The 7,727-nt window shown below is 46.2% G+C and carries 8 protein-coding genes; all 8 read right to left on the bottom strand.

Annotated features, from left to right (window positions below; translation table 11 throughout):
- Window positions 1-698 (bottom strand): tryptophan synthase subunit alpha (gene trpA / locus AC1DWN_RS22670; protein WP_477561168.1); only part of this gene is annotated, 698 nt, incomplete at its 3' end.
- The gene (gene trpB / locus AC1DWN_RS22665; RefSeq protein ID WP_477561167.1) at window positions 685-1,890 is read right to left on the bottom strand and encodes a tryptophan synthase subunit beta; all 1,206 of its coding nucleotides are present in this window, start codon (window positions 1,888-1,890) and stop codon (window positions 685-687) included. The genes trpA and trpB, both read right to left, overlap by 14 nt.
- Window positions 1,887-2,564 (bottom strand): phosphoribosylanthranilate isomerase, encoded by a 678-nt coding sequence (locus tag AC1DWN_RS22660; protein WP_477561166.1) that lies wholly within the window; start codon window positions 2,562-2,564, stop codon window positions 1,887-1,889. The genes trpB and AC1DWN_RS22660 overlap by 4 nt, the downstream gene beginning before the upstream one ends.
- Window positions 2,561-3,361 (bottom strand): indole-3-glycerol phosphate synthase TrpC, encoded by an 801-nt coding sequence (gene trpC / locus AC1DWN_RS22655; RefSeq protein WP_477561165.1) that lies wholly within the window; start codon window positions 3,359-3,361, stop codon window positions 2,561-2,563. The genes AC1DWN_RS22660 and trpC overlap by 4 nt, the downstream gene beginning before the upstream one ends.
- Entirely contained in the window at window positions 3,348-4,400 is a 1,053-nt protein-coding gene (trpD, locus tag AC1DWN_RS22650; protein ID WP_477561164.1) for an anthranilate phosphoribosyltransferase, read from the bottom strand. Before trpD ends, trpC begins: the two co-directional genes overlap by 14 nt.
- Before the next feature lie 29 nt (window positions 4,401-4,429).
- Window positions 4,430-5,971: an anthranilate synthase component I gene (gene trpE / locus AC1DWN_RS22645; RefSeq protein ID WP_477561163.1), complete on the bottom strand. Its 1,542-nt coding sequence runs from the start codon at window positions 5,969-5,971 to the stop codon at window positions 4,430-4,432.
- A 333-nt stretch (window positions 5,972-6,304) separates the two neighbouring features.
- Window positions 6,305-6,673, bottom strand: coding sequence for a chorismate mutase (aroH, locus tag AC1DWN_RS22640; RefSeq protein WP_477561162.1), 369 nt, complete (start codon window positions 6,671-6,673; stop codon window positions 6,305-6,307).
- A gap of 2 nt (window positions 6,674-6,675) precedes the next feature.
- Window positions 6,676-7,725 (bottom strand): 3-dehydroquinate synthase, encoded by a 1,050-nt coding sequence (aroB, locus tag AC1DWN_RS22635; protein ID WP_477561161.1) that lies wholly within the window; start codon window positions 7,723-7,725, stop codon window positions 6,676-6,678.
- Window positions 7,726-7,727 lie beyond the last annotated feature (2 nt).

Genomic DNA, 7,727 nt, shown 5'->3' with positions numbered 1-7,727 from the left:
CTGCCGACTATGACTCCGTCACACTGCTTTTCAAACCGCTCTACTTGTGCCCGAGTCGAGATACCGAACCCAACCGCAATCGGCAGATCCGTCGCTTCACRAACAGTTGCCAGAAAATCATCAATACCAGTATGGAAGTCGGCTCTTACACCTGTTACACCTAGTGAAGACACGCAATAAACGAAGCCTTTCGCACTTTGTGCAATACGAATAACTCTATCTTTGGAGGTTGGAGCGACAAGCGGAATGAGATGTACATTAGCCGCTTCAGCCATTTGTCTAACCTCCGAATCTTCTTCAATCGGCAAATCTGGAATAATAAGTCCGCTAACCCCTTTGCTCTGGACAAGATCGAAGAAAGCTTCCAATCCAAACTGGAACACAGGATTAAAATAAGTAAACAAGATGAATGGAAGCTTAACACCAACCTGGCGTGCTTGCTCTGCAACATCGATACAATTCCTTAAAGTAATGTGATTAAGCAATGCACGCTCTGATGCCCGCTGAATGACCGGTCCGTCCGCAAGCGGGTCGGAATAAGGGACGCCAAGCTCAATCATATCCGCTCCAGCTTGCTCCAATGTTTTGATAATGTCAACGGTTGTTTCCAGATCAGGGTCACCCATCGTTATAAATGGCATAAGCGCGGTACGTCCTTCTGCTCTAATACTCGCAAATGCTGTATCAATGAGATTCATGCTTTTCTACCCCCAAATATCCCATAATGGCTTCAACATCTTTATCGCCGCGTCCAGACAAGCTAACAACAATAACCTTGTCCTTGCCAAGCGTTGGTGCAAGCTTCATCGTATGCGCAATAGCATGTGCTGATTCTAGTGCAGGAATGATTCCTTCGGTCCGACTAAGCAGCTGCAGAGCCTCTAACGCCTCAGCATCTGTTGCAGGCACGTAATCAGCTCTGCCCGAATCCTTCAAGTAAGCATGCTCAGGACCTATTCCCGGATAGTCGAGACCCGCAGAAATCGAATGTGCAGGCTGTACTTGTCCGTGCTCGTCCTGTAGCACATAGCTTAGTGAGCCTTGGAAAATACCATGACGTCCTTTGGTCATAGTAGCCGCATGCTCAATTGTATCTACACCTAGGCCAGCCGCTTCCACGCCTATCATGCGGACAGAATCATCATTAATGAACGGGTAAAAAATACCCATCGCATTACTGCCGCCACCAACTGCTGCAACAATATAATCCGGCAATCTGCCTTCATCTTTTAATATTTGTTGACGCGCTTCGTCACCGATAATTCGCTGGAAATCACGAACGATCATCGGATAAGGATGCGGACCTGTTACAGATCCCAAAATATAATACGTGTCCTCTACATGACTAACCCAGTAGCGAAGTGTTTCATTGCAAGCATCCTTCAACGTACGCGTACCTGATAGAACCGGAACTACCTCGGAGCCAAGCAGCTGCATACGGAACACGTTAAGCTGTTGACGCTTCATATCCTCTTCACCCATAAACACCTTGCACTCTAGGCCGAGCAAAGCAGCTATCGTAGCGGAAGCCACACCATGCTGTCCTGCTCCTGTTTCAGCAATAATCTTCGATTTGCCCATTCGCTTCGCGAGAACACCCTGACCAATCGTATTGTTAATTTTGTGAGCACCCGTATGGTTGAGGTCTTCACGTTTTAGATATATTTTAGCACCGCCAAGATGCTCGGTCAGACGCTCAGCATAATATAGCGAGGTCGGTCTTCCCGAATATTTGTTGAGCAAATAACGTACTTCATCTTGAAATGCCGCGTCCTTCGAATAATGCTTATACGCTTCCTCCAGTTCAAGTAAAGCGTTCATCAATGTTTCTGGTACATAACGTCCGCCAAACTTGCCAAAACGTCCATTTTCATCTGGTACTTGTGTCATGCTTCCATCACCCTTCTAACAAATAATCGAATTTTGTCTATATCCTTCCGTCCATCCGTTTCTACACCACTTGATACATCAATTCCGCTGGGAGAATAAGTCTGTAGAAGCTCTTGTACGTTGCCTTCATGTAAACCGCCTGCAACATAAAGCGGTATTCCGAGCACTTCCGAAGCCTTATTGTAATCCTCTATCGCTTTCCAATCAAAAGTATGACCCGTCCCGCCGCCAGGGGCGTCAATCAGTACAGCATCCACTGCCTCCTTATAAGGAGACAATCTTTCCAGCGCTGTAGCTGGGTTGATAGAGTCTGAGTTCCCTTTGATCGAGAATACTCTCCATACTTGAACTCCCAGCTTCGACCTGACCGAATGGCATAGCTCAGGCGATTCATTACCATGCATTTGGATGATATCCAAAGGAGCTTCTGTTAAAATTGTATTTATATCCTCAAACGATGCATTAACGAATACGCCTACCGTTTGTGGTCGCTTGCCATTGAACACTTTCAAACGTTGAGCCGCTTTGATCAATGGTGCAGCTGTTGCAGCGTCAACCTGTCTTTTGCTAGGTGCGAACACGAAGCCGATTTCATGAATCGGCAGACCGTCCATTTCTTCAATCGTTTGGACATCCCTTAGCCCGCATATTTTGATACGCGGTTTCTGTCTCATCGTACAGTCACTGCGCCCATCAAATCATTAACGGCTTGGCTTACATCTGCATGTCGCATGAAGTACTCGCCAATCAGCACACCATGTGCACCAATCGATTGCAAATAATCCATATCACTTTTGCCTGCGATACCACTTTCACTTAAAACCGTAACATCCTTCGGCATCATGCCAATTAGAGCTTCAGTCGTCTTAAGATCAGTAACAAATGATTTCAAATCACGATTATTAATGCCAATCAAAGTTGCTTTATCAAGCTCCAATACTTGCTCCAGCTCTTCCTTGTTATGCACTTCTACCAGAACATCCATGCCAATCGACTTAGCAAGATCATGGAATTCTGCAAGCTGTGCTTGTGTTAAAATAGCTGCAATAAGCAGGATAGCGTCAGCTCCAATTAAACGTGCTTCATAGATTTGACGATAATCAGTTGTGAAATCCTTCCGCAGCAAAGGCAGCTTCACCGTTTCCCTTACCGCGCTTAAGTAATCGTTAGAGCCTTGAAAATAATCACGATCCGTAAGTACAGAGATGCAGTCGGCTCCAGCAGCTTCATAAGCTGCGGCAAGCGTAGTCGGATTAAAATCAGGCCGTATAAGCCCTTTAGACGGAGAAGCCTTCTTCACTTCAGCAATGAGCCCAACACTCCGATTCCGTCCCTGTAGGGAAAGTGCACGCTCAAACCCTCGGCATTCGCCCAGCTTAGCGATTTCTTTCTCAGCGTCCTCGATTTTAAAATGGGCAGCGAGCGCTTCGACCTCAGCCCGTTTCGTTGCTACAATTTTATCCAGAAACATGCGCCAACTCTCCTGTCGTTTGAATAAGATTAACTAGCTTATGCTGTGCCTTGCGAGAATCAATAACTTCCGCAGCAACAGCCACACCTTCTCTAATTGAAGCAGCAGCTCCTCCAACATAGATACAAGCCCCTGCATTCGCAAGCACGATATCACGGTAAGCACCGAGCTGTTTACCTGAGAATATATCACGGATAAGTGCTGCATTGACCGCAGGCTCACCGCCCATGACATCCTCGATTGGCCAGCGTCTAAGACCTAGCTCTTCTGGTGTTACATCGTAAGTATGAACCTCGCCGCCTTGCAGCTCGGAAATTTGCGTGGAAGCAGAAATACTGATTTCGTCAAGTCCGTCGTGACTGCTGACAACAAGCGCACGCTTCAGTCCAAGCTCGCCAAGTACCTCTGCAATAGTAGATGTATGAGATCGGTCGTACAAGCCTAGCAGCTGTCTGTCAGCTCCAGCAGGGTTCGTTAATGGGCCCAGCATATTGAAAATAGTTCGAATTCCAAGCTCACGCCGCGGCACTGCAGCATGACGCAGCGATGGATGATAGAGCTGCGCGAACATAAAGCAAATGCCAATATCCTTTAAGCATTCCGCCGCTTGCTCCGGAGAAATATTAATTTGAACGCCTAGTGCTTCAAGAACGTCTGCGCTCCCAGCCTTACCAGACATTGCTCGGTTCCCGTGCTTTGCCACTCTAATACCCGCAGCTGAAGCAATAATAGATGATGCAGTTGAAATATTGAATTTATGAATGCCCGATCCGCCAGTACCGCAAGTGTCCAGCAGCCCCTCCTGCTCCGTATGAACATGACTGGATTGCATGCGCATAACCTCGGCAAAACCCGTTATTTCATCCTTTGTTTCACCCTTCATCCGCATAGCGGTAACGACCCCGGCAATTTGAGCAGGCGTCGCATCTCCGCTCATAATAATAGTCATGATTGTCTTCGCTTGCTCTCTCGTTAAATCCGAACCACCAATAAGCTTGCTTAGCGCTTGCTGAATCGTTATTGCATCACTTTGCGGCATAACTGAACGAGCCCCTTCCCAGCTTTGACTTAATAATCACTATTAATGGCGCTATATGCGACTGCTAGACTTTTTGGTTGTGCGAAAATAGCTTCTGCAGCCCGAATCGCCTTCAGCATCCCTTTAGCCTTGTTTACCGTCTCCATATATTCGCTCTCTGGCACTGAATCCCACACGATTYCCGCTCCTGCTTGAACATACGCTTTGCCATGCTTGAAAATAATCGTCCGAATCGTAATACAAGTGTCCATGGACCCGCCGAAGCCAAGATATCCAATTGCGCCTGCATATGCACCACGCGCTTCATTTTCCAGCTCCGCAATAATGCCCATCGCTCTTAGCTTTGGCGCACCTGATACTGTTCCCGCTGGCAGGCATGAAATAAAAGCATCGAAGAAGTCTTTATCCTTGTGCAGTTTACCAGAAACGTTGGAGACAATGTGCATGACGTGCGAGTAACGTTCAATTTCCATAAATGAATCACAAGTAACGGAACCAAACTCTGAAACGCGTCCGATATCGTTGCGGCCCAAATCGACCAGCATCAAATGCTCCGCTCGTTCTTTCTCATCTGCAAGCAGCTCGCGCTCCAACACTTTGTCTTCTTCGACTGTTTTGCCTCGCGGCCTGGTTCCAGCAATCGGTCTCGTTTCTACACGATCTCCATTTACTTTGACAAGTGCCTCAGGTGACGTTCCAACGATAACCTCTTCGCCCATTTTCAAATAATACATGTAAGGGGAAGGATTCATTGTTCGAAGTACACGGTAGACATGCAGCGGATCGATATCCGTCTCGATGCTGAATCGCTGTGATAGAACCACTTGAAAAATATCTCCTGCGCGAATATAATCCTTTGCTTGCTCAATATTAGAAATAAATTGCTCTTTCGTTACATTCGATTGAATATCGCCTAGCTCATAATCATCTTGATTAGAAGACCCACCCGTTACCGGAATAGTCACAGGCTGCTTCAAACGTTCGATTGTCGCGTCTATCTTAGCAACAGCCGTCTCGTATGCTGCAGCAATATCCAGATCAGTTGCACCGTCAGCTATATGCACATTTCCTATGATCTGGAGCTGCTGCTTAAAATGATCAAAAACGATAACCTGATCGCAAAACATAAACTGCATATCATTCATATTTAAATCATCAATTCGGTGAGCTGGAAGTTTCTCGTAATACTGCAGCAAATCATATCCAAAAAATCCGATAGCCCCACCAGTAAACGGTGGAAGCTCTGGCATCGCGGGACTGCGATATGATCTTAAATGAGCCTTCAATAGCTCAATCGGCTTATCATGCAGCTTATGCTTCTCGCCATTACGTTCCAGCACCATTTCGCCGTTTTTACCATAAAGCATCATAAATGGATCAGTCCCAATGAAGGAATATCTCGCCCATTTGACTCCACCCTCAACGCTCTCCAGCAAAAATGCATGGTCTTCCTTCGCGAAATGCTGAAACAGTCGAATTGGCGTCTCGGTATCAGCCATCATGTAACGAACGATTGGTATTAAGTTGTATTGGCCAGCTAAACGTATAACCTGCTGCAGTTCACTAGACATCCTGAACAACCTCCTTGTTTTATGGTATGTGCATCCTATATTGAAACAAAAAAAAGCTCCTGCCATGGCAGGAGCGTTGGTTTAGATGATGACGGAAGTGTGTAAGCGGAAATAAGATAGCTTACGCAACGGTGAAACAGCACTTTTACCTATCCACATGTATGTACATGAGGACTGGTTCAGCTCTTTCCTAGACCCGTAATCGTAATTACCTTCACTCTGCTTCTCTCAACTAATCTCAGCTCATCTAGACTCAACTAAAAACCTGCTCTACTCTTCTCACTTACGTAATTCAATATACAACACCTTATAACTGCGCGTCAATATGTGTGCTTATGCTTTAGAAAGATCAGGACGAAGTGCCTGGGCACCATTCAGATACACATGACGAATCTCTGCTTGACTCTTATCTGTATTTATAAGAACCATCAGACGGATGCAGCGCTCTAGACTTCCTTTTACTGGCACCTCTAGTGAACACATTAGCGGGACAAGCTCCCAGCCTTTCATTTCTCTAATAGCCCGAGCTGGAAAAGCCTCATCCAAATCATTTGTAACCGTAATAAATACACTACAAATGTCGTCAGGCACAATTTGATTGTCAGCTACTATATCATTCAGCATTTCGATTGTAGCCTTCATGATTTCTGCTTCCTTATTTACTTCAACGGTAATCGCGCCGCGAACTCCTCTAACACTCATGTTTACGCCTCCTCCTGCTTTAATTGCTCTACAATTTCCCGGATCCATTCCACGGGAACATCTGGTTTGATTTCAACTTTACCAATAGCTGTCGGCACCACAAACACCATCGTGCCTTCTGTAAATTTCTTATCATGCATCATCGCATTCATAATGGCTTCCACGTCAAAAGACTCTGGCAAGCTGACCGGCAGTCCGCACTTCGCAAGTACACGCTTCGTAACCGTATATACCTCTTCAGGTGCGCCATATCGCATACCGAGCTTCGCAGATCCAATCATCCCGATTGAAATCGCTTCACCGTGCAGCAGCACACCATAGCCTGCAACTGCTTCAAGCGCGTGTCCAATTGTATGTCCAAGGTTCAGGATCGCACGTAAATCATTTTCCCGCTCATCACGTGACACTACTTCCGCCTTCACGCTGCATCCCTTATATAACGCGTAACCAAGTGCTTCTGGATCTAGAGCAAGCAGCTTATCCGCATTCACTTCACACCATACCGCGAATGACTCATCCCATATTAATCCATGCTTAACGACCTCTGACAAGCCAGCTTTCACTTCTCTTGGAGGTAGTGTTTGCAGCGTATGTAGATCAAATAAAACTAATTCCGGCTGATGGAAAGCACCAATAATATTTTTGGCTAACGGATGATTAACAGCTACTTTGYCGCCCACACTGCTGTCATGCGCCAAGATCGTAGTAGGAACTTGAATGAATTTTATACCTCGCATATAGGAAGCAGCCACATATCCAGCCAGATCGCCTACAACCCCGCCGCCGAGTGCTACAATCGTAGATTTACGGTCTAGGCCTGCTTCCAGCGCCTTAGCGATAAGTTCCTCAAGCATAGAAAGCGATTTCGAACTCTCGCCTGAAGGCACCACTGCGCTAACCGTTTTAAACCCGCCGTTTTTCAGCTCCGATTCTAATGCTGCCAGATGATGCTTAGCCACTTGACTGTCTGTAATTATCATTAAAGGTGATTTCGTGCTTATATTATGTTTCAAGAAATAGGAAGAAGCCTCCTGCAGGAGGCCCTCCCCAATAT

It is taken from the genome of Paenibacillus sp. P4_A7 (genome assembly GCF_056402455.1).
This window is presented reverse-complemented; position numbering and strand designations above follow the sequence as displayed.

Excerpts from the sequence above, each read along its gene's own strand:
- aroH (WP_477561162.1), bottom strand. The coding sequence starts at position 6,673 with ATGAGTGTTAGAGGAGTTCGCGGCGCGATTACCGTTGAAGTAAATAAG.
- trpB (WP_477561167.1), bottom strand. The coding sequence starts at position 1,890 with ATGACACAAGTACCAGATGAAAATGGACGTTTTGGCAAGTTTGGCGGA.
- AC1DWN_RS22660 (WP_477561166.1), bottom strand. The coding sequence starts at position 2,564 with ATGAGACAGAAACCGCGTATCAAAATATGCGGGCTAAGGGATGTCCAA.
- trpC (WP_477561165.1), bottom strand. The coding sequence starts at position 3,361 with ATGTTTCTGGATAAAATTGTAGCAACGAAACGGGCTGAGGTCGAAGCG.
- trpD (WP_477561164.1), bottom strand. The coding sequence starts at position 4,400 with ATGCCGCAAAGTGATGCAATAACGATTCAGCAAGCGCTAAGCAAGCTT.